This is a genomic window from Citrobacter portucalensis (genome assembly GCF_002042885.1).
GTDB classification, from domain to species: Bacteria; Pseudomonadota; Gammaproteobacteria; order Enterobacterales; family Enterobacteriaceae; genus Citrobacter; species Citrobacter portucalensis.
In genome coordinates, this window is the sequence record NZ_MVFY01000004.1 from 101,916 (window position 1) to 126,403 (window position 24,488).

Consider the following 24,488-nt stretch of genomic DNA (forward strand, 5'->3'; position numbering starts at 1 on the left):
CTCCAGGCCAGATAAGGCGTTTACGCTGCCATCCGGCGTGACACCGAGCAACGCCGGATGGCGCTATCGCTTATCCGGCCTGCATAAAACGCCAAAAACCGAAGAAACGCCTTTTTTTTCGGCAATCACGTTAAGTTCGAAAATTAACTGTTGACGCCCTGCATAAAATCTCTAGAATTCGCCCCCGTGGTAACGATACTTTTTGAGTGTCGATGGTATGCGAAGGTGGCGGAATTGGTAGACGCGCTAGCTTCAGGTGTTAGTGTCCTTTCGGACGTGGGGGTTCAAGTCCCCCCCCTCGCACCATAATCCACGTTGATATTGCTCGCACTGGGCGAAGGTGGCGGAATTGGTAGACGCGCTAGCTTCAGGTGTTAGTGTCCTTAGGATGTGGGGGTTCGAGTCCCCCCCCTCGCACCAACGAGGCGATATCAAAAAAATAAGATGACTGTGCGAAGGTGGCGGAATTGGTAGACGCGCTAGCTTCAGGTGTTAGTGTCCTTAGGATGTGGGGGTTCGAGTCCCCCCCCTCGCACCAATTATCTTATTTCTTTCCCTCTCGATTTCCTTCTCTGTTTTGTTCATCCCTGATTCCAGTTCATCATTACCAAAACAATGCCACCAATCAGTGCCGCGCATGAAGGTAACAAAACAAAGTGCCGTAAACGTTTGTGGTACAGCATGAGCGAAGTCAGCAGTAATCCTAATACAATCATCACCTTCCATACGTAGACCGACAGGTCGCTATATGCCATCCCGGCAATCAGCATTCCCGGCAGCAGAACACCCCATCCACTGCCCAGCGTACGTTGCAACATGATTTCACCTATGACATTGATAATGATAACCAATATCATATGATAAAATTTCTCATTTGTCAGCCGTGAAGCACTATCAATTATATGAGTTTTACTTAACGATTGATGACATGAATAATCCAAGGTGATAAATTGCTCACCGGTTAGCTCTTCAACTAAAAACAATAAAAACCTCTGCGAATGATACCCCGTTCGTTATTTGTTTTATTTACCAACACACCTTCGTACATTGCAGATAACTAACAATATTTACCTATGACAGTACAATCCTGGCGAACTCTGCGCACAAAAAAATACCAACTCTCTTTACGACTGTTTCTGCTGCTCAACGCAGTCTCCGCGCTGTTTACGCTTTTTTTCCCACTGTTTGCGGTCAAAGCCTTATCAGTACCGGCGTTGCTGATGCTGGTGATGAGTACACTGCTGCTGGTATGGCATGGGAAATACGCGGATAAAAGAATTAATCTCCCTTTTATTTCAATCGTTTTTGGCTTGTTATGGGCGTTACATATATTCTTGAAATATAATGCTCTAGGTCAGAATGATTATTATTTCCTGTTAATAGCGCTGCTCAGCGTACTGTTTATTGGCTCTATCGCTTTTGCCAATAATATCATCGCGTTTACGCTCCACTCACTCCCCTCCGTCGCCGTTTGTTTATGGCTTAACGGCAGCGAACATGGTTTGCGGATTTTCTATTTTATGGCGCTGCCTATGGCCGGTATCGCCATTCAGCATGTGATACAAAAGCGCTACGATGGATTCGCTCAGCAACTGATGTACAAACTGCTGGAGGAAAGGGAAACCCTGAACGGGCTCAGCATGCTCGACCCGCTAACCGGTTTGTATAATCGCCGGGGGCTGCAACATCGGCTCGATACACTGTTGGCTCTGAGTAATTCGAGGCACTTCGTTCTGCTGCTGGATATCGACCATTTCAAATCCTATAACGATCATTACGGACATATGATGGGCGACCAGGCGTTGATCCGTGTTTCTGCCGCCATCCGAGACTCCGTACGCTCCCGGGACGTGGTGGCGCGTTTTGGCGGTGAAGAGTTTATGATTTTGCTGACCGCGGTCGATCCACAGCAGGCCCAGGCTGCCGCCGAACGTATCCGCCAGAAAGTGTACGACCTTAAAATCCCTCACATGTTTAATGAGAGCGTGGCAACCAACGTAACCGTCAGTATCGGTATTGCACCTCTGGTAGAACAGGATATTGATGCTGCTATCGCCAAAGCGGATAAAGCCCTTTACGAGGCCAAGAATCTTGGGCGTAACAATACCCTGGTCAGCGATGAGCTGCGGGTAAACTGCCCCTCTACCTGAGCTTTCTGTGCGCTGCCGCTCGGGATGGCGACAAAGATCTTGCCATCGCTCAATGTCAATTATAGGATTAGCAATCATTATCATTAAGATTAACATCCTTATATCGACATGGCTTATCGTTCCGCACCGATCGTTGAAGATGTCATCTGGCGTAGCCATCTCCCCTCAGAGATGCCCTCGCTGGCTGCAGCCGTACGCGCAACGATAGCCAAAACTCGCGAGCACCTGCTGGACTTCATTCGTCTTGACGAAACGCCTGTGCCAGGTGCAATGACGCTGCATGAATGGACGCAACCGGCGACGCTTAGCTCGCTGCTGGCCGTTTATTCAGACCATATCTATCGCAACCAGCCCACGCTACCCCGCGAAAATAAGCCCATGATTTCTCTTTGGGCGCAATGGTATATCGGCCTGATGATGCCTCCGTTAATGGTGGCCCTACTGACGCAAAAAGAGGCTATCGACGTCTCTCCTGAACATATGCGCGTAGAGTTTCACGAAACAGGCCGTGCGGCCTGCTTCTGGATCGACGTCCATCAGGATCACCAGGCTACAGCCCTGTCTCCTCAACAACGCATGGAAACGCTGATTCTCTCAGCGCTGACGCCGGTTGTGCAGGCGTTGGAAGCAACTGGCGAGATCAACGCTAAGCTTATATGGAGCAACACCGGATATTTAATTCACTGGTATTTAACGGAAATGAAGCCGTTGCTAGGTGAGGAACTGCTGACCACGCTGCGCCAGACCTGCTTTTTTGAGAAACAACTCTCCTGCGGTCAGGATAACCCTCTGTGGCGAACCGTTGTTCCGCGTGAGGGGCTGTTAGTACGCAGAACCTGCTGCCAACGCTATCGCCTGCCTGACGTTCAGCAATGCGGAGACTGCACGCTGAAGTAAGCGAGGAGCCGTAGCCCCTCGCCAGATAGTTATGCAACCTGCTGGTTTTCCTCTTCCATACGCTGCGCCTCTTCTTTTTCCTGCGCCAATAGCTGCTTTTCGTAGACCTTAAAGAACGGGAAGTAGATAACGGCCGACACCAGCGCCAACAGCACCACCAGAATAGCCGCACGATAATCCCAGCCTAATGCCCATGCCGCGCCAACCGGTGCCGGTGCTGTCCAGGGAACTACTGAAATGACCCGCCCAATTAAATCCAGTTTCATCGCCGCCCAGGCCAGTACCGCATTCACCATTGGGGCCAGCAGGAAGGGGATAAAAAACACCGGGTTCATGACAATCGGCGTACCAAAAATCACCGGTTCGTTAATATTAAAAATGCTGGGGACTACGCTCAGACGCCCAATCGAGCGTAGATGAGCCGAACGACTACGCAGATAGCAAATCACCAACCCCATCGTTGCACCTGACCCTCCGACCACAATAAAGAACGTCCAGAACGCTTCCATAAAGATATGCGGTAACGGCGCGCCCTGCGCCAGCGCCGACTGGTTCATCCCAAGATTAGTTAGCCAGAACATTTGCAGCATTCCCGACACAATTGCCGCGCCGTGAATACCCGCAAACCACAATAGATGTCCAATCAATACCGCCAGAAGTATCGCCGGGAGAGAATCTGCAGCCGACACCAATGGTTTAAAAATGGCCATAATGGCCTGCGGGATCAGCATGTCAAACTGCGACTGTATCACCAGACTCAGCGGGTACAGCGTCAGTACTACCACCAGCACCGGGATCAGCAGATCGAAAGAGTTTTTGATCATCGGCGGCACCTGATCGGGTAAACGGATGCCGATGTTGTGCGCCTTCAGGAAGCGCATCATTTCAACACAGTAAATGGCCACCAGGATGGCGGTGAAAATCCCCGTTCCTCCCAAGCTATCAACCGGCATTGTGCCTTTGGTTTTTGGCGCGGCAATCAGCAAAAAAGCCATGATTGATAGCATCGCACACATAAACGGATCTAACTGATGCGACTTCACATAGTGCTTGCCCAGGTTATAAGCAATAGCCGCACATATGTAGACCGACATAATCCCCATCGTCATATCAAACGGTGTGAGGATTTGGCCTTCAAACTGTTTTGCCAGATCCAGCCACGCGCGAGCAAATCCCCAGGTGGTATCCGGAGAAAAAGGCGGGTAGGCAAAAACCAGCAGAAAAGAGCCTACAATCATAAAAGGCATCGCCGAAATAAAACCGTCGCGAATGGCCATTACATGTCGTTGCGAAGAGATGCGCCCGGCAACAGGGCTGACGTAATTTTCAACAAAGCGGAAAATCACGTTAAACACAGCATGGTTAGTAGACATAGCCGTTCTCCCGTTGTGCAAAACCCTGCAACCGTGCTGGCATCAACACCGCCACCACGTAAAGCCCATTACCACTTTTCGCAACCGTGCCGGGAGGAACACCAGCGCTACCGCTTTTCGAGTTAAGTTTCATAGATGGCTCTTATTATGTGATACAGAGGAAGTGACAACTTCAGTATTAATCGTCATTTCAGCATTCTGCAACCGGTTACTGTAACCGGTTTCTTTGATTGTGAAGACGATCGAAAAACTGCTAATGTTGCTATGTTGTTACAATAAAATATTTACAGTGTGGTTGCCCCTATGACAAATTACATCCTGCAGTTTTCTGCTGTGCAGGGCTATCTGTAAGCGATAGGGAGAGAAGAATGAGTTTGCAATCAGTACGCCAATTCCTGGCGCAACATGCACCAGATATCGAGATCATCGAATTAAACCAGAGCACAGCAACCGTTGATCTGGCAGCAAAAGCCCATAACGTTGAACCTGGCCAAATAGCGAAAACACTTTCGCTAAAGGTGAAGAACGATATCATCCTGGTCGTGGCAAAAGGCGATGCCCGACTGGATAATAAAAAGCTTAAGAGTACGTTCGGTGCCAAAGCCCGAATGTTAAGTAGTGATGAGGTCGTGAACGCGACGGGGCACCCCGTTGGCGGCGTTTGCCCCTTCGGATTAGAAACACCGATATCAGTGTACTGTGATGTTTCTCTGAAACACTACGCTGAAGTGCTGCCTGCCGCAGGTGCCATCCACAGCGCGGTTCGCATCACGCCTGAAAGGATGGCTGAACTGACTTCTGCCACCTGGGTTGACGTGTGTCAGTAATGTTCCACGCGCTAAACCGGCTGCCAAGCCCGGCAAGAAACACGTCAACGTTGCCCGTCACGAAACCGCCTGCATAAAAGGCGCTGGCTCGCCAGCACGCAGATACAGCAGGATGTCGGCGGCATCCAGTAACCCGGCATCCGAGCTGACCCCCAGTTTGGACATCACATTGAATTTGTGTGCCCGAATGGTTTTGATGTTCCGTTCAAGCTGAACAGCAATCTGTGGCATCGAATAACCATTCGACATAAAGCGCAGTATTTCTCGTTCTGTCGGGCTGAGCATACGGCTTTGATTAATATACCAATGGTTTTTCGTGCCTTCGGTTCCCCGACCAGGGCTGCTTAACGCCGTAAATAACGCGTCCTGCAACACCGTTAACGAAGAAGCTTTACTCACAACGCCATCTAACGGCAAGGGGGATAGGGAACCAATTAAACGCGCTTCAGCGTCATCATCGGCAATCACCACACGGCGAATCCGCGGATAATTTATCGCCAGCTCCGTTAAATAGGTCAACCCTGCTCTTCGATCGGTTCTGATTGCAGAGAGGGAAAAAATAACTGCCGAAAACGACATCTTTAACATTGCCTGGCTAAAAGCGGGCTGGTTTGAAAAGAGATGAAGTTTATATTGGTCATCCGGCATGGTATTAAATAAACTCTTAATACCCACGCTGCTCATCGTGCACTTTTCTACCAGTGCAACGTTTCTTTTGATGATTCTGCTTTCCATTCCGTGGTTTCTCCATAAACTGAAGGTAAATTAAGTTCTCGCGATCCTTGAGAACTATTTATCCAGGCATACATTTCTGCATTGCTATTTATCGACAAGCGACGCATAGCGCTATTCTTTTGGGCACTGATTGTTTTATTGCTTTTTTTCAGCAACGCCGCAATCTGGTTAATCCCCCATCCTTTCCCAAGGAGGCGCAATACTTTTCTTTCAGAGAGAGTGAGAACGATAGATCGTGCGCTATGGTCTAACAATTGCGGCATAGCAGGCGGAGAGAGCAGCGCCTTGCTTATCCTCTCTGCTCGTGTATTTCCCGCGTGAATGACATTCACTAAACTTTCAATCGGCTCGGCGTCAGAGAGCAGCGAGCTGACAGGACACATCAGTAGTTCAACCGCCAGAGGATAAAAGATACGAGATACGAGAAATACCCAGTGAATATCACGGTATTGAGATAATAAAGAATAATATTGTTCGCAAACTGCACGTGGATGATTGCAGTCTCCGGTTAAATCAGCAATTACCAAATCAGCACACCGTAGCTGTAATAACGTCAGTTCTTCAACAGAACGACAGTAGGTAAGTTCGTAATCGGAGAACTTTCCCTGCATTATACCTTTAAGCCCAGTTTGTATAATCGGTGATTTACTAATAATAATTGCGTTTTTGCAGCGTCCTGGCAACATATCCCCTCCACACTCACCAGTCCGCAATCGTACTTAATTAAATTCTCCCGGGTGGATTAATAATCTTAACTCACAGGAAAATACTCCGAACAATAAGCGGGGTGAATTGTTATCCTTGGTATTTATTTCAAAAAGTATTGACGGCACCATCCAAATAGTGCCAAATTCTAAGCTATTATTGCACAATTACGTATAAATACATTATCTGTACAATTATAATAACTACAATAGATCGTTAGCATGGCTTACGTATTTGCCATCCGGGAAAATAACGCTACATTTCAATCATGTCTCCCCCTCGTAACTTAGCGAACGGGAGCGTTAAGATGCCACAACCGTATCACCTGTGTCTTTTTTCGACACAAAGATTGATCTTAGCCAGAGCCAGCGGGCTCACGCTTCATGATAAAAAGAAGACATTCGTCACTCAAAGAGATCCTTTTCAGTCAGAGCGAGCCATGCAAACAGAGCAGTCGTCACAGCGAACGGTTACACGGTTATGTATTCAATGCGGACTTTTTTTACTTCAGCATGGGGCAGAAAGCGCTCTGGTTGACGAGTTATCCACCCGCCTCGGGCTGGCACTTGGCATGGATAGCGTAGAAAGCGCCATCTCCTCTAACGCTATCGTCCTGACCACCATTAAAGACGGGCAATGCCTGACATCAACGCGAAAAAATCAGGATCGCGGCATTAATATGCACGTCGTGACGGAAGTGCAGCACATTGTCATTTTGGCGGAACATAAACTGCTGGATATTAAAGGGGTAGAGAAACGCTTTAGCCAGATTAAGCCGCTACGCTATCCAAGATGGCTGGTCGCCTTCATGGTCGGTTTGTCCTGCGCCTGCTTTTGTAAACTCAATAACGGCGGATGGGATGGTGCGGTGATCACCTTTTTCGCCAGCATGGTGGCAATGTATATCCGTCAGATTCTGGCATCCCGGCATTTGCACCCACAAATTAACTTTTGCATCACCGCGTTTGTGGCGACAACGATTTCTGGTCTGCTGCTGACGCTACCGACGTTTAGCCACACCCCGACCATCGCCATGGCCGCCAGCGTGCTGCTACTGGTTCCGGGCTTTCCGCTGATCAACTCCGTCGCGGATATGTTTAAGGGACACATTAATACCGGGCTCGCCCGCTGGGCAATTGCCAGTTTGCTTACACAGGCGACCTGCATTGGCGTAGTCATGTCGATGACCTTATGGGGGCTACGCGGATGGGCGTGATCGATTTCATGTTGGCGTTAATGCAGGACATGATCCTGTCGGCGATCCCGGCGGTAGGCTTTGCCATGGTATTTAATGTCCCTCATCGGGCGCTCCCCTGGTGTGCGTTACTCGGCGCGCTCGGCCACGGTTCGCGAATGGTGATGATGAGCGCAGGGTTTAATATCGAATGGTCGACCTTTATGGCATCGCTGCTGGTCGGCTGCATTGGGATCCAGTGGTCGCGTTGGTATCTGGCACATCCGAAAGTCTTTACCGTTGCGGCAGTGATCCCGATGTTCCCTGGGATCTCCGCTTACACCGCCATGATCTCGGCGGTAAAAATCGGTCATTTTGGCTACAGCGAAGCGCTGATGATCACCCTGCTGACCAATTTCCTGAAAGCCTCATCGATCGTCGGCGCGCTCTCCATCGGACTATCCGTGCCAGGATTATGGCTGTATCGCAAACGCCCACGCGTTTGACGGTGCACTTTCTTTAATACCCTGCAGAGAGGGGAATCACCCCCTCATCTGCTGCTCTCCTTCTTCTCTGTGTTACTATAAAAGCAGTCCCCTTCTCGGTTGTTGTTCAGTATTGAGAAACATTATGCCCTGCAAAATTTTGACGCCAGACGTCACTAGCATTGACGCCTTACTACACGATCACCACGCCGTGCTGGCCAAGTCTGCGGGTGGCGCCGTAGCCGTATTCGCTAACAATGCGCCAGCGTTTTACGCGGTTACGCCTGCGAGACTGGCTGAGCTGTTGGCGCTTGAGGAGAAACTGTCACGCCCGGGAAGCGATGTGACATTGGATGATCAATTTTATGAAGAGCCACAAGCCGCTCCCGTTGCCGTACCAATGGGGAAATTTGCGATGTACGCAGCCTGGCAGCCTGATGCCGACTTTCAGCGTCAGGCTGCTTTATGGGGCGTAGCGTTGAAAGAGCCGGTTACTGCTGAAGAGCTGGCCTCATTTGTTGCCTACTGGCAGGCTGAAGGAAAAGTCTTTCACCATATTCAGTGGCAGCAAAAACTGGCGCGCAGCATTCAGATTGGACGGGCCAGCAATGGCGGAATGCCAAAGCGCGATGTGAACAGCGTCAGTGAACCTGACAGCCACATTCCACCGGGTTTTAGAGGATAACGATGAAAAACGTTGGCGACCTGATGAAACGTCTGCAAAAAATGATGCCACCTAATGTCGAGCCCGCCTTTAAAACGGGCGAAGAGCTGCTGGCATGGCAAAAAGAGCAAGGTGAAATTCGTGCCGCAGCGCTGGCCCGCGAAAACCGGGCTATGAAAATGCAGCGCACATTCAACCGCTCCGGTATCCGTCCGCTGCATCAGAACTGTTCGTTCGAAAACTATCGGGTAGAGTGCGAAGGTCAGATGAACGCCCTGAGCAAAGCCCGCCAGTATGTTGAAGAGTTTGACGGCAACATCGCCAGCTTTATCTTCTCCGGCAAACCCGGCACCGGCAAAAACCATTTAGCCGCCGCCATCTGCAACGAACTGCTGCTGCGCGGCAAGTCGGTATTGATCATTACCGTGGCCGATATCATGTCGGCGATGAAAGAAACGTTCAGTAATCGTGAAACCAGCGAAGAACAGCTGCTCAACGATCTGAGCAATGTGGATCTGCTGGTGATCGACGAGATCGGCATGCAGACCGAATCCCGCTATGAAAAAGTGATCATTAATCAGATTGTCGATCGCCGTTCGTCCTCAAAACGTCCGACCGGTATGTTAACTAACAGCAATATGGATGAAATGAACAAGCTGCTGGGTGAGCGCGTGATGGATCGTATGCGCCTTGGCAACAGTCTGTGGGTCATTTTTAACTGGGAAAGCTACCGTAGTCGGGTAACCGGTAAAGAGTATTAACGTATTAGGACCACTCCTAAGACTGCCAGCGCTATACTGCGCTGAAAAGGCATAACACGAGTTGCATATAATGATGAAAACTACCAAACGTCTGCTGTGCTGTGCGCTTGCCGCCAGCACGCTCATCTCTACCAGCGTTTTCGCCGCCTCCTGGCAGGATTCGCTCTCCAGCGCGGCCAGTGAGCTGAGCAAACAAAGCTCCGGCTCGCAAAGCAGCTCGTCGCTCTCTTCCCTGACCAGCCTGCTGAACGGCAGCAATCAGTCTTTGACCTCCAGCAGCATGAATAACGCAGCCGGGATCCTTGAATATTGCGCGAAACAGAAGCTGGCTTCGGTCACCGACGCGCAAAACGTCAAAAACCAGGTACTGGATAAACTGGGACTCAGCGCGCCTGAGCAGAAGCAAGACACCAACTATATGGACGGTATTCAGGGGCTGCTCAACGCCAAAGATGGTCAACAGCTGGACCTGAACACAATTGGCAACAGCTCGCTGGCGAAGCAGGTAAAAACCAAGGCCTGCGATCTGGTGTTAAAACAGGGCATGAACTTCATTTCCTGACGCACGACATGCCGCGTATAACCTGCGCGGCATCTATTTGTTTTCGACAATACATTCACATTCCAAATAAATAGTCTTTCCCCACAAAAACGCGCATATCTAAACCAATTCTGAATAACAACGTAATTTAATGTCACTACAATTGCAGCAATGTAACAACGCTATTACATTGTTCTCTCACCAAATGATTAGCCTGCCAGGCAATTGCCCGGTTTACTGAGGATCGACCGTTGTCAGAATTAATCTCCATCACTCTGTTTCTCGCTTCAGTGCTGATTTATGCCTGGAAAGCGGGTCGCAACACTTGGTGGTTTGCCGCCACGTTAACGGTGCTGGGGATTTTTATTGTCTTGAATATCACGCTTTATGCCAGTGACTATTTCACCGGCGACGGGATCAATGACGCGGTTCTCTATACGCTGACCAACAGCCTGACCGGCGCAGGCATCGGCAAATATATTCTGCCGGGCGTTGGGATCGCGCTGGCGCTGACGACCGTTTTTGTCGCTCTCGGCTGGATCCTACGCCGCCGTCGCCATCATCCACATCATGTGGGTTACAGTCTGCTGGCCCTGCTGCTGGCGCTGGCCTCCGTTGACGCTAGCCCGGCATTTCACCAGATAACCGAACTGGTGAAGTCGCAGTCACGCGATGGCGACCCGGATTTCCCGACGTATTATAAAGAGCCATCGAAAACCATTCCCAATCCGAAGCTGAACCTGGTGTATATCTACGGTGAGAGCCTCGAACGCACCTATTTTAATAACGACGCGTTCCCGGATCTGACCCCGGAACTCGGCGCGTTGAAAAACGAAGGTCTGGATTTCAGCAACACCATGCAGCTGCCGGGTACGGATTACACCATCGCGGGCATGGTCGCCTCCCAGTGCGGTATTCCGCTGTTTGCGCCGTTTGAAGGCAACGCCTCTGCGTCGGTTTCAAGTTTCTTCCCTAACAATATTTGTCTGGGCGATATCCTGAAAAACTCCGGCTATCAGAACTACTTTGTGCAGGGTGCCAACCTGCGCTTTGCTGGCAAAGACGTGTTCCTGAAATCTCACGGCTTTGACCATCTGTATGGTGCGGAAGAGTTAAAAAGCGTGGTGGCGGACCCGACCTATCGTAACGACTGGGGCTTCTACGACGATACCGTGCTGGACGAAGCGTGGAAAAAATTCGAAGAGCTTTCGCGCTCGGGCCAGCGTTTTTCACTGTTTACCCTGACCGTGGATACCCATCATCCGGATGGATTTATCTCCCGTAGCTGCAACCGTAAACGTTATGACATCGACGGGAAGGCCAACCAATCGTTCAGCGCGGTCAGCTGCAGCCAGGAAAATATTGCCGAATTTATCAATAAAATCAAAGCATCGCCGTGGTTTAAAGATACCGTTATCGTGGTGTCTTCCGATCATCTGGCGATGAACAACACCGCATGGAAGTATCTGAACAAGCAGGACCGCAACAACCTGTTCTTCGTACTGCGCGGCGATCAACCGCAACAGGACACGCTGGCGGTAAAGCGTAACACGATGGATAACGGCGCAACGGTACTGGATATTCTCGGCGGCGATAACTTTATCGGCCTTGGCCGCAGCAGCTTGTCGAGCGAATCCGTCTCGGAAGTGTTCCTGAACATCAAAGAAAAAATGCTGGCGTGGAAGCCCGATATCATTCGCCTGTGGAATTTCCCGAAAGAGATGAAAGAGTTCACCGTCGACCAGGACAAAAATATGATCTCTTTCTCCGGCAGTCATTTCCGCCTGCCGCTGCTGCTGCGAGTATCGGACAAACGCGTCGAGCCGCTGCCGGAAAGCGAATACTCGGCCCCGCTGCGCTTCCAACTGGCAGATTTCGCCCCACGCGATAACTTCGTCTGGGTCGATCGCTGCTACAAAATGGCGCAACTGTGGGCGCCGGAGCTGGCACTCTCTACCGATTGGTGCGTATCACAGGGGCAGCTGGGCGGACAGCAAATCGTACAGCACGTCGATAAAGCCAAGTGGAAAAGTAAAACCGTATTTAAAGACACGGTAATCGACATGGAGCGCTATAAAGGTAACGTCGATACGCTGAAAATTGTCGATAACGACATTCGCTACAAAGCAGATAGCTTCGTTTTCAACGTGGCGGGCGCGCCGGAAGAGGTCAAACAGTTTAGCGGCATTTCACGCCCCGAATCCTGGGGACGCTGGTCCAATGCGCAGCTCAGCGAAGAAGTAACGATTGAGTACAAAGCCCCGCTACCGAAGAAATTCGATCTGGTCATTACCGCGAAAGCCTTCGGTGACAATGCCAATCGTCCGATCCCCGTGCGCGTTGGCAACGAGGAGCAGACGCTGGTGTTAGGCCATGATGTCAGCACCACCACCTTACATTTTGATAACCCGGCGGATGCCGATACGCTGGTAATTGTTCCACCCGATCCGGTCGCCACCAACGAGGGCAATATTCTCGGTCACTCACCGCGTAAGCTGGGGATCGGGATGGTTGAAATCAAAGTAGTGGCTCAGGGTTCGTAACATGAAAGGCCTGATAGCGCTTTGCTTATCAGGCCTATCGTGAACCGAATGTATTGTCTGAAAAAAAACAGCGCCCAACACCACACCGGGCGCTGCATGGCAACCTTATTCCAGACCGTTCACCGTCTGGCGCATACCCTGTACCAGAATCATCTCCAGATTGGCCGTCACCTGTCCGGCAAGGCCAGGTAGCAACGTCAAATCCTCTCCCCAGTGCGCCGCATCGCCAAGCACGGCATCCACCAGTTCACGCAGCGTTAAATCATTGCCTACTCGCGGCCACAGGCTGGCATACAGGCTTACCCACTGTTCATCATCCTGTATTGGATAGCGTTCCCCGTCGCGCTCTGCACGATAAAACGCCAGCAGCGCAGCGAGGGCAAACGTTAACCGCACGGGCCAGCGCCCATTGTGCTGACCCGCCAGCAGCTGCGGCAAAATTCGGGTGCGGAATTTGGTCATCCCATTAAGCGCAATGGAAAGCAACTGGTGGCGAATGTAGGGGTTCTGAAAACGCCCGCTCACCGCGTCGGCAAATTCACGCAATTCGTCCGCCGGGAGATCCAACACCGGAATAATCTCCTCACTAATCGCCCGCTCTACAAAGCGGCGGACATCAGCATCCTGCATCGCCTCGCCAACGGTCTCCAGCCCGCACAGCCACGCGACCGGCACCAGAGCCGTATGCGCACCATTGAGGATAGCGACCTTGCGCTCTTTGTACGGTTTGATATCACTCACCACACGGATATTCAGCGGACACTGCGCCAGCTTCAGCTCCTCTGCCAGCCACTGCGGTCCCTGGATCACAAACAGGTAAAAATGCTCCGCGGTATCGAGAAACGCATCGTGATAGCCTAGCGTAGCCTCCAGCGCAGCGGCTTCTTCGCGCGGATAGCCGGTGACAATACGGTCGACCAGCGTGGAACAGAATGTGTTTGCCGTCTCCACCCAGTCGGCAAATGCCGGAGGAAGTTGCCACTCCTGCGCATACCGCTGCACCAGGGTTTTGAGCGCCTCACCGTTATAGTCGATAAGCTCGCACGGGATAATTACCCAGCCCTTATCCGCCGCGCCCGCAAAGTGGTTAAAACGCTCCAGCAGCAGGCGTGTCAGCTTGGCCGGAAAACTCACCGGCGGCGCATCATCCACACGGTCCGCTGCGTGATAGCTAATTCCGGCTTCGGTGGTATTCGAAAACACAAAACGGATGTCCGCATTGTGCGCCAGCGCCAGATACGCCGCGAAATCCTGATACGGGTTGATTTCGTTATTCACCGAACGGATAAGCCGTGCCTCACTCACTGCCTCACCCTGCTCGTTAAGCCCGCGTATCAGCGTGGTATACAGCCCGTCCTGGGTATTCAGCGACGGCGGAAAATCGGTATTGATCGGGCGAACGATGGTCACGCCAGCGTTCAGATCGGTTTGCTCGTTGAGGATATCCAGTTGCCAGTCAACAAACGCCCGCAGGAAGTTACCTTCACCAAACTGGATCACGCGCGTTGGGTAGCTGGCCCCCGGAAAATCACGTCGATTCAATGTCTTCATCGCATTTCCCCTCTCAGAACGTGATCACGCCTTTAATCAGTTCACGATTGTTAATCACATCCCGTTCGTAGATTTCTGCCAGTGTGGCAAACGCGTAACGGTGCGTGAGCATCATGTCGGCGGTAAGTTTGCCTTCCGACATCAAACGGCCCACTTTGGCGAAATCTTCCGGCGTGGCGTTGCGGCTGCCCATCATGGTGGTCTCTTTCTTGTGGAACTCAGGGTCAGAGAACTGCAAATCGCCTTTGAACAGCCCAACGAAAACGATGCTGCCGCCATGACGAATCAGATTCACCGTGTTGTTCATCGCATGCTGATTCCCCGTGGCATCAATAACCTTTTGCGCCAACGAACCGCCAAACTGGTCACGCAACTGCGTATCAAAATCTTCAGCGGATGGGTCGATAACCGGGAGTCCCAACCGGGAAGACACGTGCTCCCGGCGTGCTGGACTGGTATCGGCGACCACCACCTGTGCGCCATCGGCTTTGGCAATCGCTGCCGCCCCCAGACCAATCGGACCCGCGCCGACCACCAGCACCTGCTCACCCGGAGCCACCGCCGCCCGGCGTACCGCATGCGCGCTGATGGCGTAAGGCTCAATCAGCGCCGCCGCCTGCGGGTCAATCCCCTGCGCGTCCAACAGGTTGGTCACCGGAACGGACAGATATTCACTGAAACCGCCATCCTGGTGCACGCCAATCACTGAAATCTTCTCGCAGCAGTTGGTGCGCCCGCTCAGGCATGCCGGACACTGCTGGCAGGCCACGTAAGGAATAACCGCCACCTGCTGACCATTTTTCAGATTCTGTATATTCTTACCCAGACCGACAATTTCCCCACATATTTCATGCCCTAATACACGCGGGTAGCTGAAAAAAGGTTGATTGCCACCCCAGGCATGAATATCGGTACCACAAATTCCTACCGACTTAATTTTAATTAATGCTTCACCCTCACCCGGAATAGGTATTTCGCGCTCTTTCCAGACTAATTTTTTAGGTTCCTGGCAAATCAACGTATTCATCGTAGACATGATTCTGCTCTCCTGTTTTTTTGTTGCCTCAGATATCAACGAAAATAAAAAGGACGGAGAAAGCAGAAACACAATCTGTGAATTCCAGCGCATAAAAATGTTTTAAATCGGGTTTTAATAGATAAAAAGGAGAAGCCATGAGCCGTTCGCAGAACTTACGCCACAATGTGATTAACCAGATAATCGATGATATGGCGCGTGGTCATATCCCTTCCCCACTCCCCTCACAAAGCGCACTGGCGGAGATGTACAACATCAGCCGCACCACCGTGCGCCATATGCTGAGCCACTTAGGCGAGTGCGGCGTGCTGACCCAGGTCGGCAGCCACTATGTCATCGTGCGAAAACCCGACCATGACGACGGTTTTGCCTGCACCACCGCCTCCATGACCGAGCAAAACCGGATTTTTGAGCAGGCGTTTTTCACCATGATCAACCAGCGACAGCTGCGTGCAGGCGAGAGCTTCTCCGAACTGCAGCTTGCCAGAGCCGCAGGCGTCAGCCCGGTGGTAGTGCGGGAATATCTTTTAAAATTCGAGCGTTACAACCTGATTAAAAACGAAAAACGCGGTCAGTGGAGCATGAAGCAATTCGATCAGGCCTATGCTGAACAGCTGTTTGAACTCAGAGAGATGCTGGAAACGCATTCTCTGCAGCATTTCCTCAATCTGCCCGATGATGATCCGCGTTGGTTGCAGGCTAAAACGCTGCTGGAGCGCCATCGGATCCTGCGCGACAGCATTGGCAGCAGCTTTCGCATGTTCTCGCAGTTAGATCGTGAGTTCCATGCTTTGCTACTCTCTGCTGCCGATAATGTATTTTTTAATCAATCACTTGAAATCATTTCCGTGATTTTCCACTTCCACTATCAGTGGGATGAGAGCGACCTCAAGCAGCGTAACATCATTGCCATTGATGAGCATATGACCATCCTCAGCGCGCTGATCTGTCGCAGCGACCTGGATGCCACCCTGGCGCTCTGTAACCATTTGAATTCAGCCAAACAATCGATGATTCGCTCCATCAACCAGGATCGTACCGTCGCGCATTAAGTACCGATAAAAAACAGCAAATCATTACCGGGAGCACGATTTTATAAAAATAAAAACGCCTGAAAAATACCTCTTGCCTATGCTCACGCTAAGTCGACTGCATTAAAAACTTTTGTGAGCGGTGATGAGCAAATTGATTCATCACTGGTATTTTTTCAATACTGCACAGTCCTGCTGTGTGAAAAATAAATTATTGAGGTTCAGGAGTCCGGCGTGGAAAAAAATAATATTACCCTCGACCCAAGTTCTTCGTTTGGCACGTCGTCATCTGCGGATATTAATGTTCCGCCTGAGGGCATGGTGCAACGCAGTAGCCGAATTAAACGTATCCAGACCACAGCAATGATTTTATTATTTTTTGCTGCGGTGATTAATTACCTCGACCGCAGCTCACTGTCGGTCGCCAACTTAACGATTCGTGAAGAACTGGGGCTGAGCGCCACGCAAATCGGCGTGCTGCTGTCGGTATTCTCTCTCGCTTACGGTATTGCGCAACTGCCCTGCGGTCCGCTGCTGGATCGCAAAGGTCCGCGCATTATGCTGGGACTGGGGATGTTCTTCTGGTCGCTGTTTCAGGCGATGTCCGGCATGGTGCACAGCTTCACCCAGTTTGTGTTGGTGCGTATCGGGATGGGGATTGGCGAAGCGCCAATGAACCCGTGCGGCGTAAAGGTCATCAACGACTGGTTTAACATCAAAGAGCGCGGCCGCCCGATGGGATTATTCAACGCCGCCTCCACCATCGGGGTTGCCATTAGCCCGCCGATTCTGGCTGCCATGATGCTGGTAATGGGCTGGCGCTGGATGTTCATCACCATTGGCGTGCTGGGTATTTTCCTCGCCATCGGCTGGTACATGCTGTATCGCAACCGCGAGCAAATTGAGCTGAGCGCCACGGAACAAGCGTACCTGAACGCCGGTAGCGTCAATGCCCGCCGCGATCCGCTGAGCTTTGCCGAATGGCGCAGCCTGTTCCGCAACCGTACCATGTGGGGCATGATGCTGGGCTTTAGCGGCATCAACTATACCGCATGGCTATACCTGGCCTGGCTGCCGGGCTACCTGCAAACCTCCTACAACCTGGATTTAAAAAGCACCGGATTAATGGCGGCGATCCCGTTCCTGTTTGGCGCAGCCGGCATGCTGATTAACGGTTTTGTCACCGACTGGCTGGTGAAAGGCGGTATGGCACCGATTAAGAGCCGTAAGATTTGTATTATCGCCGGGATGTTCTGCTCTGCAGCCTTCACCTTCGTCGTGCCGCAGGCCACAACGTCAATGGCCGCCGTGTTACTGATCGGTATGGCGCTGTTCTGTATCCACTTCGCAGGTACCTCGTGCTGGGGTCTGATCCACGTCGCCGTCGCCTCACGTATGACCGCTTCCGTGGGCAGTATCCAGAACTTTGCCAGCTTTATCTGCGCGTCGTTCGCACCGATCGTCACCGGTTTTATTGTTGATACCACCAACTCTTTCCGCCTGGCGCTGATCATCTGCGGCTGCGTCACCATGGTGGGTGCCCTCGCCTACATCTTCCTGGTTCGCCAACCCATCAGCGATCCGCGTAAAGATTAATCCTCCAGATGCCCGATAACACCACGTTTATCGGGCATGTTATGCTCCTCGTATGAACATCACCTTGCGCGCCACTACTCTGGCAGACACTGCCGCTCTTCCCGCCATCGAACGATCTGCGGGGCAACGTTTTTTACGCATCCCCGAACTGGCGTGGATTGCTGAAGACCAGATTTTATCGGCTGCTCAGCATCAGGCTTTTGCCGCCGCAGGCATGAGCTGGCTGGCGCAGGTCGATGCGCTTCCGGTCGGTTTTTTGGTTGCCGAAACGCTGGGGTCATCGCTTTTTATTGCTGAACTGTCGCTGCATCTGGAGTGGCAGGGAAAAGGAATTGGCCGCAGATTGATTGAGTATGTTGCCGAACAGGCGCGCGAGAAAGGTTACACGTCGCTCACGCTGACCACCTTCCGCGATGTGCCGTGGAATGCGCCATGGTACGCGCGACTGGGATTTGAAATGCTGGCTGACGAGACGCTACCTGCAAAGTTGCGCCAGAAAAGAGAAGAGGAAGCGGCGCATGGACTGGCATTTGAATCGCGCTGCGCCATGCGCCTGATGTTGCGCTAATTGCCCGATGGCGGCTACGCCTTATCGGGCCTACGTAACATTTCCGGTAAGCCTGATAAGCGACAGCACCATTCGGCAACCACGTATCTTTCCCCGTAGGCCGGATAAGCGATAGCGCCATCCGGCAACCACGTATCTTTCCCCGTAGGCCGGATAAGCGGCAGCGCCATCCGGCAACCACGTAACTTTCCCGTAGGCCGGATAAGCGATAGCGCCATCCGGCATCACAGGCTTAGAACGTTTCCCAGTTATCCCCGGCATCCGTTACCGCGGCTTTGCGCGGCTGGGCCGTTGAAACCGGTTTAGCGGCCGCAACGTCACGCGCGCGCTGTTGGTCATGCTGAATACGGAACACGGCAACGGCCTGAGTAAGGCGGCTAGCCTGCTCTTCCAGCGCCGCAGCGGCGGCGGCGGATTCTTCCACCAGCGAGGCGTTCTGCTGCGTCACGCGATCCATCTCGGCAACGGCCAGACCCACCTGGTCAATACCGCGGCTCTGTTCATCAGAAGCAGAGGCGATTTCACCCATGATATCGGTCACGCGGGTTACCGCATTGACGATCTCATCCATGGTTTCACCGGCGCTTTCTACCAGGGTTGAACCGACATCCACGCGGCTGACCGAGTCTTCAATCAGGCTCTTGATCTCGCGCGCGGCCTGCGCACTACGCTGGGCCAGGTTACGCACTTCACCCGCAACCACCGCAAATCCACGGCCCTGCTCACCCGCACGTGCTGCTTCTACCGCGGCGTTGAGCGCCAGAATGTTAGTCTGGAAGGCAATGCCGTCGATGACGCTGATAATGTCGGCGATTTTCTGCGAACTGGACGCGATGTCACGCATGGTTTGCACCACGTTATCCACCACTTTGCCGCCTTTCTGCGCGGTTTCAGAAGCACTCAGCGCCAGATGGCTGGCCTGACGCGCGTTTTCGGCGTTCTGCTTCACGGTCGCCGTCAGCTGTTCCATGCTGGCTGCGGTTTCTTCCAGAGATGCAGCCTGCTGCTCGGTACGCGAGGAGAGATCGTTATTGCCCATCGCAATCTCGCTGGCCCCACTGTAAATCGCGTTGGCACCGTTACGCACGTCACCCACGGTATTCATCAGCTCACCCTGCATGTGACGCAGGCTTTCCGCCAGTTGCCCAATCTCGTTGGACCCTTCCACTTCAATACGTTTCACCAGGTCACCGCTGGCGATATGACGAATGCTGTCGATCAGACGGTTCATAGGAGAGATAAGGGTCAGCTTGATACCAAACCAGACCGCAATAATCGCCGCCAGTACGGTAATCAGCACGCAGATCAGCACCCACATCGCCTGGCTGTAAGAGCTGTTGTTATCTTCCACCGCGATGTCATACAAGCGATCATTCTGCTGCATGTAACTCATGTACTGTTTCTCAAAGCCATCCTGATAGCTCTGCGTCGGTTGATCAAAGAATGCGTTGATCTTCCCGTCACCCAGTAACTGGATCAGCTCCGCCAGCGCACCGTGATAGATGTCATAGGTGCGGTTGATCTCCTGGAAAGCGGCTTCGCTTTGGCGCGGATCGCGCGGGAGCGACTCGTAAATCGCCCAGTTTTTTTCCGTCAGCTTCAGCGCCGTGCTGGCTACCTGCATCAGTTCGGCAACGGTCGCGCCGCTGCCAATATTGCTCTGATCCATCATGTAGCGAATGCCTGCCCGGTTCAGGGTGTTACGCGTTTGCAGCAGCTCAACCCAGGTGGCGTTCAGCGCAGACTGTTGCTGGCGAATGGTTTGCAGAACGGTAAAGTTCTCTTTGTCATTCTTAAGTGAGTTAAAAAACAAGCCGCCCGAGGCGAGCTGTAAAAGGCCAAATAGCGCCAATACCAGCAGTAAGCTGGTAACAATCTTCATTCGTTTTAACATGTTTTCTCTTTCCGCTAGACAGATGTCAGAATTTTCGGCCTGGAAAGGGAAAACTTTATGAAATTTGTGCTAGTTGAATCGATCTCAGCATCGACGATTCGTCGATCCACGCCGTCTGCCAAAGCGCTAAGCGGGTTTATTAGTGATCTCAATCACATAAATTTCCCCGTTCCCCCCGCAGTTTACCGCTCACTGACACTTGAGACCGCTTAAGCTGACATACAACCGCTCACTTATTTACCTTACTTTACGCGCGTAATTCTCTGGCAAGATCCCCCCAACATAGCAGTCAATTTACCTCCTCAAACACAAGATCAAACCCACGCGGCTTCGGCCAATTATTAATAGGTACCCTAGATAATTCGAGTTGTAAGAAGGCGGCAAATGAGGGAATCCTCAGGAGCTTACAAAAGTAAGTGACTGGGGTGAGCGAATGAAGCCAACGCACATACAACTTGAAGTATGACGGGTAAAAAACCAGGTTTTACTATGGATACGAAAAAGATATTCAAGCACATACCCTGGGTGATTCTCGGAATCATCGGTGCATTCTGCCTCTCGGTAGTGGCATTACGTCGGGGTGAACACATTAGTGCCCTGTGGATCGTGGTCGCCTCAGTTTCTGTTTATCTGGTGGCCTATCGTTACTACAGCCTTTACATCGCCCAAAAGGTGATGAAACTTGACCCAACGCGTGCCACGCCGGCAGTCATCAACAATGACGGTCTGAACTACGTTCCAACCAACCGTAACGTCTTGTTTGGTCACCACTTTGCCGCTATCGCAGGTGCTGGTCCGCTGGTTGGGCCGGTACTGGCTGCGCAGATGGGCTACCTGCCTGGTACGCTGTGGCTGCTGGCAGGCGTCGTGCTGGCCGGTGCGGTGCAGGACTTCATGGTACTGTTTATCTCTTCCCGCCGTAACGGTGCATCTCTGGGTGAGATGATCAAAGAAGAGATGGGCCCGATCCCGGGAACCATTGCACTGTTCGGCTGCTTCTTAATCATGATCATCATCCTCGCAGTACTGGCGCTGATCGTGGTAAAAGCGCTGGCGGAAAGCCCGTGGGGTGTGTTCACCGTCTGCTCAACCGTACCTATCGCGTTGTTCATGGGGATCTACATGCGATTCCTGCGACCGGGACGCGTGGGCGAAGTGTCTGTGATTGGTATTGTGCTGCTGGTTGCCTCTATCTACTTCGGCGGCGTGATTGCGCACGACCCATACTGGGGCCCGGCGCTGACCTTTAAAGACACCACCATTACCTTTACCCTGATCGGCTACGCATTTATCTCTGCGCTGCTGCCGGTATGGCTGATCCTCGCCCCGCGCGACTATCTGGCTACCTTCCTGAAAATCGGCGTTATCGTCGGTCTGGCGGTGGGGATTGTTATCCTCAACCCGGAACTGAAAATGCCAGCGATGACCCAGTACGTTGATGGTACCGGTCCGCTGTGGAAAGGCGCTCTGTTCCCGTTCCTGTTCATCACCATCGCGTGTGGTGCGGTATCTGGCTTCCACGCGCTGATTGCTTCCGGTACCACACCGAAGCTGCTGGCCTGTGAAACCGATGCGCGCTTTATCGGTTACGGCGCGATGCTGATGGAATCCTTCGTCGCAATTATGGCGCTGGTTGCCGCGTCTATCATCGAACCTGGTCTGTACTTCGCGATGAACACCCCGCCTGCGGGCCTTGGCATCACCATGCCGAACCTGCATGAAATGAGCGGCGAAAACGCACCGCTGATTATGGCGCAGTTGAAAGACGTCACCGCACATGCGGCAGCGACCGTCAGCTCCTGGGGCTTCGTCATTTCGCCTGAGCAGATCCTGCAAACCGCGAAAGACATCGGTGAACCGTCCGTTCTGAACCGCGCAGGTGGCGCACCGACGCTGGCTGTTGGTATCGCTCACGTGTTCCACAAAGTGCTGCCGATGGCTGATATGGGCTTCTGGTACCACTTCGGTATTCTGTTCGAAGCGCTGTTCATCCTGACCGCACTGGATGCCGGTACCCGTTCTGGCCGCTTTATGCTGCAGGATTTACTGGGTAACTTCGTGCCGTTCCTGAAGAAAACCGACTCCCTGGTTGCGGGTATCATCGGTACTGCGGGCTGCGTAGGCCTGTGGGGTTACCTGCTGTATCAAGGCGTTGTTGACCCGCTGGGCGGCGTTAAGAGCCTGTGGCCGCTGTTCGGTATCTCTAACCAGATGCTGGCTGCCGTGGCACTGGTTCTGGGCACCGTGGTACTGGTTAAAATGCAGCGCACCAAATACATCTGGGTTACCGTTGTTCCGGCTGTATGGCTGCTTATCTGCACCACCTGGGCGCTGGGTCTGAAACTGTTCAGCACCAACCCGCAGATGGAAGGCTTCTTCTTCATGGCGAATCAGTACAAAGAGAAGATTGCTAACGGCGGCGAACTGACCGCTCAGCAGATTGCCAACATGAACCACATCGTCGTCAACAACTACACCAACGCAGGTCTGAGTATTCTGTTCCTGGTGGTGGTGTACAGCATCATTTTCTACGGGTTCCGTACCTGGCAGAAAGCCCGCGCCATCAACGGTCGCTCTGATAAAGAGACACCGTATGTGCCGGTGCCGGAAGGCGGCGTGAAGACCTCTTCACATCACTAAGATGTATTCAGCCCCGCTCCGGCGGGGCTTTTCGCTTATCAGGATTGTTTATGTTTGGTACTTTAGGGCAAGCTAAAAAATATCTCGGTCAGGCGGCGAAGATGCTGATTGGCATTCCGGACTACGACAACTATGTCGAGCACATGAAGACCAACCATCCCGATAAGCCGTACATGACCTACGAAGAATTCTTCCGCGAGCGCCAGGAAGCCCGCTACGGTAGCGGCGGAAGCAGTTGCTGTTAGAAGGAGAAGTGAATGACCCCGATTGCAGTTACCCTACTCACCGGTTTTCTTGGCGCGGGTAAAACCACCCTGCTGCGCCATATTCTCAACGAGCAGCACGGTTACAAGATTGCCGTTATCGAAAACGAATTCGGTGAAGTCTCGGTGGACGATCAGCTGATTGGCGATCGCGCCACGCAGATCAAAACCCTGACCAACGGCTGTATTTGCTGTACCCGCTCCAGTGAACTGGAAGACGCATTGTTAGACCTGCTCGACAACCTCGACAAAGGCGCCATCAATTTCGACCGTCTGGTGATCGAGTGCACCGGCATGGCCGACCCCGGCCCGATTATTCAGACCTTTTTCTCCCATGAAGTGATTTGCGAACGCTACCTGCTGGACGGCGTAATTGCGCTGGTTGACGCGGTACATGCCGACGAGCAGATGAACCAGTTCACCATCGCCCAGTCGCAGGTAGGCTACGCAGACCGGATCCTGCTGACCAAAACCGACGTCGCAGGTGAAAGTGAAAAACTGCGTGAGCGCCTGGCGCGCATCAACGCCCGTGCGCCGATTTACACCGTGACGCATGGTGATATCGACCTCTCCCTGCTGTTCGATACCAACGGTTTTATGCTGGAAGAGAACGTAGTCAGCGCCAAACCGCGCTTCCACTTTATCGCCGACAAGCAAAACGATATCTCCTCGATCGTCGTCGAGCTGGATTACCCGGTAAACATCAGCGACGTGTCGCGAGTGATGGAAAACCTGCTGCTGGAATCCGCCGAGAAGCTGCTGCGCTACAAAGGTATGCTGTGGATTGAAGGCGAGCCAAACCGCCTGCTGTTCCAGGGCGTCCAGCGCCTGTACAGCGCCGACTGGGACCGCCCGTGGGGCGACGAAACACCGCACAGCCTGCTGGTGTTTATCGGCATTAACCTGCCGGAAGACGAGATCAGAGCCGCGTTTGCGGGATTGAAGAAGTAATCCCCTGCTGAATTGCCCGGTGGCGCTACGCTTACCGGGCCTACAAATGGCACTTTCCCGTAGGCTGGATAAGGCGCAGCCGCCATCCGGCACTTGCCCCCAC

23 protein-coding genes and 3 tRNA genes are annotated in these 24,488 nt (G+C 52.5%); 18 read left to right on the forward strand and 8 right to left on the reverse strand.

Annotation, left to right across the window (positions count from 1 at the left end; genetic code table 11):
- The first annotated feature begins 219 nt into the window (after nt 1-219).
- The 3 genes from BZK40_RS07620 to BZK40_RS07630 all read left to right on the forward strand — a co-directional run bounded on the left by BZK40_RS07620 (nt 220) and on the right by BZK40_RS07630 (nt 538).
- A tRNA-Leu gene (locus tag BZK40_RS07620) sits at nt 220-306 on the forward strand.
- Nucleotides 307-334: 28 nt separating this feature from the next.
- Nucleotides 335-420: transfer RNA gene (locus BZK40_RS07625), tRNA-Leu, on the forward strand.
- Between the two features lie 32 nt (nt 421-452).
- A tRNA-Leu gene (locus tag BZK40_RS07630) sits at nt 453-538 on the forward strand.
- A 43-nt stretch (nt 539-581) separates the two neighbouring features.
- On the opposite strand, the gene BZK40_RS07635 is transcribed toward BZK40_RS07630, so the two are convergent.
- A complete protein-coding gene (locus BZK40_RS07635) occupies nt 582-818 on the reverse strand; it encodes a DUF1435 domain-containing protein (protein WP_003019100.1) in 237 nt (78 codons plus the stop codon).
- Between the two features lie 255 nt (nt 819-1,073).
- Here BZK40_RS07635 and BZK40_RS07640 point away from each other — a divergent pair, with 255 nt between their 5' ends.
- Both BZK40_RS07640 and fhuF read left to right on the forward strand, forming a co-directional pair.
- Nucleotides 1,074-2,150, forward strand: a complete 1,077-nt coding sequence (locus tag BZK40_RS07640; protein ID WP_003829994.1) for a GGDEF domain-containing protein — start codon at nt 1,074-1,076, stop codon at nt 2,148-2,150.
- A gap of 108 nt (nt 2,151-2,258) precedes the next feature.
- Nucleotides 2,259-3,047 carry a siderophore-iron reductase FhuF gene (gene fhuF / locus BZK40_RS07645; protein WP_079934417.1) on the forward strand — a complete coding sequence of 263 codons (789 nt, stop codon included), beginning with the start codon at nt 2,259-2,261 and terminating at the stop codon, nt 3,045-3,047.
- Nucleotides 3,048-3,076: 29 nt separating this feature from the next.
- On the opposite strand, the gene BZK40_RS07650 is transcribed toward fhuF, so the two are convergent.
- Together BZK40_RS07650 and BZK40_RS24630 are read right to left on the reverse strand one after the other, a co-directional pair.
- Entirely contained in the window at nt 3,077-4,420 is a 1,344-nt protein-coding gene (locus BZK40_RS07650; protein WP_003829998.1) for a PTS cellobiose transporter subunit IIC, read from the reverse strand.
- Nucleotides 4,410-4,553, reverse strand: coding sequence for a hypothetical protein (locus BZK40_RS24630; protein WP_020996240.1), 144 nt, complete (start codon nt 4,551-4,553; stop codon nt 4,410-4,412). Before BZK40_RS24630 ends, BZK40_RS07650 begins: the two co-directional genes overlap by 11 nt.
- Nucleotides 4,554-4,788: 235 nt before the next feature.
- Here BZK40_RS24630 and BZK40_RS07655 point away from each other — a divergent pair, with 235 nt between their 5' ends.
- On the forward strand, nt 4,789-5,247 hold the full coding sequence (locus BZK40_RS07655; RefSeq protein WP_003830001.1) for a YbaK/EbsC family protein: 459 nt from the start codon (nt 4,789-4,791) through the stop codon (nt 5,245-5,247).
- Nucleotides 5,248-5,304: 57 nt separating this feature from the next.
- Here BZK40_RS07655 and bglJ read toward each other — a convergent pair whose 3' ends face one another.
- Both bglJ and BZK40_RS07665 read right to left on the reverse strand, forming a co-directional pair.
- A complete protein-coding gene (bglJ, locus tag BZK40_RS07660; protein ID WP_008786120.1) occupies nt 5,305-5,982 on the reverse strand; it encodes a DNA-binding transcriptional activator BglJ in 678 nt (225 codons plus the stop codon).
- Nucleotides 5,943-6,668, reverse strand: a complete 726-nt coding sequence (locus BZK40_RS07665; protein ID WP_008786119.1) for a helix-turn-helix transcriptional regulator — start codon at nt 6,666-6,668, stop codon at nt 5,943-5,945. The genes bglJ and BZK40_RS07665 overlap by 40 nt, the downstream gene beginning before the upstream one ends.
- Before the next feature lie 458 nt (nt 6,669-7,126).
- On the opposite strand from BZK40_RS07665, the gene BZK40_RS07670 reads away from it, so the two are divergent.
- From BZK40_RS07670 to opgB, 6 genes are all read left to right on the forward strand, one after another.
- Nucleotides 7,127-7,903, forward strand: coding sequence for a threonine/serine exporter family protein (locus tag BZK40_RS07670; RefSeq protein WP_079934418.1), 777 nt, complete (start codon nt 7,127-7,129; stop codon nt 7,901-7,903).
- Nucleotides 7,894-8,367, forward strand: coding sequence for a threonine/serine exporter (locus BZK40_RS07675; protein WP_057067025.1), 474 nt, complete (start codon nt 7,894-7,896; stop codon nt 8,365-8,367). Before BZK40_RS07670 ends, BZK40_RS07675 begins: the two co-directional genes overlap by 10 nt.
- Nucleotides 8,368-8,491: 124 nt before the next feature.
- Entirely contained in the window at nt 8,492-9,031 is a 540-nt protein-coding gene (gene dnaT, locus BZK40_RS07680) for a primosomal protein DnaT (protein ID WP_060682790.1), read from the forward strand.
- Nucleotides 9,032-9,033: 2 nt separating this feature from the next.
- A complete protein-coding gene (gene dnaC, locus BZK40_RS07685) occupies nt 9,034-9,771 on the forward strand; it encodes a replicative helicase loader DnaC (RefSeq protein ID WP_003019133.1) in 738 nt (245 codons plus the stop codon).
- Nucleotides 9,772-9,841: 70 nt separating this feature from the next.
- Complete coding sequence (locus BZK40_RS07690; protein ID WP_008786115.1) at nt 9,842-10,333, forward strand: YjjA family protein; 492 nt, start codon at nt 9,842-9,844, stop codon at nt 10,331-10,333.
- 230 nt (nt 10,334-10,563) lie between these two features.
- Nucleotides 10,564-12,855 (forward strand): phosphatidylglycerol--membrane-oligosaccharide glycerophosphotransferase, encoded by a 2,292-nt coding sequence (gene opgB, locus BZK40_RS07695; RefSeq protein WP_008786114.1) that lies wholly within the window; start codon nt 10,564-10,566, stop codon nt 12,853-12,855.
- Between the two features lie 105 nt (nt 12,856-12,960).
- Here opgB and BZK40_RS07700 read toward each other — a convergent pair whose 3' ends face one another.
- Both BZK40_RS07700 and BZK40_RS07705 read right to left on the reverse strand, forming a co-directional pair.
- Nucleotides 12,961-14,406, reverse strand: a complete 1,446-nt coding sequence (locus BZK40_RS07700; RefSeq protein WP_079934419.1) for a tagaturonate reductase — start codon at nt 14,404-14,406, stop codon at nt 12,961-12,963.
- A gap of 13 nt (nt 14,407-14,419) precedes the next feature.
- Entirely contained in the window at nt 14,420-15,442 is a 1,023-nt protein-coding gene (locus BZK40_RS07705; protein WP_048215005.1) for a zinc-binding alcohol dehydrogenase family protein, read from the reverse strand.
- Nucleotides 15,443-15,579: 137 nt separating this feature from the next.
- On the opposite strand from BZK40_RS07705, the gene BZK40_RS07710 reads away from it, so the two are divergent.
- From BZK40_RS07710 to BZK40_RS07720, 3 genes are all read left to right on the forward strand, one after another.
- Nucleotides 15,580-16,494 (forward strand): GntR family transcriptional regulator, encoded by a 915-nt coding sequence (locus tag BZK40_RS07710; RefSeq protein WP_048236185.1) that lies wholly within the window; start codon nt 15,580-15,582, stop codon nt 16,492-16,494.
- A 213-nt stretch (nt 16,495-16,707) separates the two neighbouring features.
- On the forward strand, nt 16,708-18,069 hold the full coding sequence (locus BZK40_RS07715; protein WP_003845612.1) for an MFS transporter: 1,362 nt from the start codon (nt 16,708-16,710) through the stop codon (nt 18,067-18,069).
- Between the two features lie 52 nt (nt 18,070-18,121).
- The gene (locus BZK40_RS07720; protein ID WP_079934420.1) at nt 18,122-18,637 is read left to right on the forward strand and encodes a GNAT family N-acetyltransferase; all 516 of its coding nucleotides are present in this window, start codon (nt 18,122-18,124) and stop codon (nt 18,635-18,637) included.
- Between the two features lie 232 nt (nt 18,638-18,869).
- Here the strand turns inward: BZK40_RS07720 and tsr are convergent, their stop codons facing one another.
- On the reverse strand, nt 18,870-20,531 hold the full coding sequence (gene tsr / locus BZK40_RS07725; RefSeq protein ID WP_043018314.1) for a methyl-accepting chemotaxis protein: 1,662 nt from the start codon (nt 20,529-20,531) through the stop codon (nt 18,870-18,872).
- Between the two features lie 489 nt (nt 20,532-21,020).
- On the opposite strand from tsr, the gene btsT reads away from it, so the two are divergent.
- The 3 genes from btsT to yjiA are packed head-to-tail and all read left to right on the forward strand — an operon-like array spanning nt 21,021 to nt 24,385.
- Entirely contained in the window at nt 21,021-23,171 is a 2,151-nt protein-coding gene (gene btsT, locus BZK40_RS07735; protein WP_003830033.1) for a pyruvate/proton symporter BtsT, read from the forward strand.
- Nucleotides 23,172-23,221: 50 nt separating this feature from the next.
- Nucleotides 23,222-23,416 carry a YbdD/YjiX family protein gene (locus tag BZK40_RS07740; protein WP_003830038.1) on the forward strand — a complete coding sequence of 65 codons (195 nt, stop codon included), beginning with the start codon at nt 23,222-23,224 and terminating at the stop codon, nt 23,414-23,416.
- Between the two features lie 12 nt (nt 23,417-23,428).
- A complete protein-coding gene (gene yjiA / locus BZK40_RS07745) occupies nt 23,429-24,385 on the forward strand; it encodes a GTPase (protein WP_060682792.1) in 957 nt (318 codons plus the stop codon).
- Nucleotides 24,386-24,488 lie beyond the last annotated feature (103 nt).

Bases quoted from the DNA above. Each gene is read 5' to 3' on its own strand.
- fhuF (WP_079934417.1), top strand. From the start codon at position 2,259: ATGGCTTATCGTTCCGCACCGATCGTTGAAGATGTCATCTGGCGTAGC.
- BZK40_RS07635 (WP_003019100.1), bottom strand. From the start codon at position 818: ATGTTGCAACGTACGCTGGGCAGTGGATGGGGTGTTCTGCTGCCGGGA.
- BZK40_RS07740 (WP_003830038.1), top strand. From the start codon at position 23,222: ATGTTTGGTACTTTAGGGCAAGCTAAAAAATATCTCGGTCAGGCGGCG.
- tsr (WP_043018314.1), bottom strand. From the start codon at position 20,531: ATGTTAAAACGAATGAAGATTGTTACCAGCTTACTGCTGGTATTGGCG.
- BZK40_RS24630 (WP_020996240.1), bottom strand. From the start codon at position 4,553: ATGAAACTTAACTCGAAAAGCGGTAGCGCTGGTGTTCCTCCCGGCACG.
- dnaT (WP_060682790.1), top strand. From the start codon at position 8,492: ATGCCCTGCAAAATTTTGACGCCAGACGTCACTAGCATTGACGCCTTA.
- BZK40_RS07700 (WP_079934419.1), bottom strand. From the start codon at position 14,406: ATGAAGACATTGAATCGACGTGATTTTCCGGGGGCCAGCTACCCAACG.
- BZK40_RS07640 (WP_003829994.1), top strand. From the start codon at position 1,074: ATGACAGTACAATCCTGGCGAACTCTGCGCACAAAAAAATACCAACTC.
- BZK40_RS07670 (WP_079934418.1), top strand. From the start codon at position 7,127: ATGCAAACAGAGCAGTCGTCACAGCGAACGGTTACACGGTTATGTATT.
- BZK40_RS07710 (WP_048236185.1), top strand. From the start codon at position 15,580: ATGAGCCGTTCGCAGAACTTACGCCACAATGTGATTAACCAGATAATC.
- BZK40_RS07705 (WP_048215005.1), bottom strand. From the start codon at position 15,442: ATGTCTACGATGAATACGTTGATTTGCCAGGAACCTAAAAAATTAGTC.
- BZK40_RS07655 (WP_003830001.1), top strand. From the start codon at position 4,789: ATGAGTTTGCAATCAGTACGCCAATTCCTGGCGCAACATGCACCAGAT.
- BZK40_RS07665 (WP_008786119.1), bottom strand. From the start codon at position 6,668: ATGTTGCCAGGACGCTGCAAAAACGCAATTATTATTAGTAAATCACCG.
- BZK40_RS07650 (WP_003829998.1), bottom strand. From the start codon at position 4,420: ATGTCTACTAACCATGCTGTGTTTAACGTGATTTTCCGCTTTGTTGAA.
- dnaC (WP_003019133.1), top strand. From the start codon at position 9,034: ATGAAAAACGTTGGCGACCTGATGAAACGTCTGCAAAAAATGATGCCA.
- BZK40_RS07675 (WP_057067025.1), top strand. From the start codon at position 7,894: ATGGGCGTGATCGATTTCATGTTGGCGTTAATGCAGGACATGATCCTG.
- bglJ (WP_008786120.1), bottom strand. From the start codon at position 5,982: ATGGAAAGCAGAATCATCAAAAGAAACGTTGCACTGGTAGAAAAGTGC.
- yjiA (WP_060682792.1), top strand. From the start codon at position 23,429: ATGACCCCGATTGCAGTTACCCTACTCACCGGTTTTCTTGGCGCGGGT.
- BZK40_RS07720 (WP_079934420.1), top strand. From the start codon at position 18,122: ATGAACATCACCTTGCGCGCCACTACTCTGGCAGACACTGCCGCTCTT.
- btsT (WP_003830033.1), top strand. From the start codon at position 21,021: ATGGATACGAAAAAGATATTCAAGCACATACCCTGGGTGATTCTCGGA.
- BZK40_RS07690 (WP_008786115.1), top strand. From the start codon at position 9,842: ATGATGAAAACTACCAAACGTCTGCTGTGCTGTGCGCTTGCCGCCAGC.